Raw genomic sequence first — 384 nt, forward strand, 5'->3', positions numbered from 1 at the left:
TTCAGGGCCTGCAGGGGGTTGATGAGGAAGAGCAGGTAAAAGCTGATCGCCAGCATGGCGAGGCCAATCGCCGTGGGGGCGTCGTAGTTGAATTCCTCCAGCGGGATGACGATCAGCAGCGGCGCGATCTCGGTCACGTTGGGCAGGTTGCCGGCGATGAAGATTACCGAGCCGTATTCGCCCACCGACCGCGCCAGAGCCAGCGCGAAGCCTGTCAGCAGCGCCGGTGTCAGCGTCGGTAGCACCACCCGGCGCAACGTGGTCAGGCGCCGCGCGCCCAAGGTGGCCGAGGCTTCCTCGACCTCCGCGTCCAGATCCTCGATCACCGGTTGTACCGCGCGCACCACGAAGGGCAGGCCGATGAAGATCAGCGCCAGCCAGATG

At 65.6% G+C, this 384-nt stretch carries 1 protein-coding gene; it reads right to left on the reverse strand.

Going from position 1 to position 384, the window contains the following annotated elements; genetic code table 11:
• The coding region (locus BTA51_RS29170) for an ABC transporter permease subunit (RefSeq protein ID WP_141215730.1) at positions 1-384 on the reverse strand (384 nt) is incomplete at both ends.

The organism is Hahella sp. CCB-MM4 (assembly GCF_002260525.1).
In the GTDB taxonomy this organism is placed as follows: Bacteria; Pseudomonadota; Gammaproteobacteria; order Pseudomonadales; family Oleiphilaceae; genus Hahella.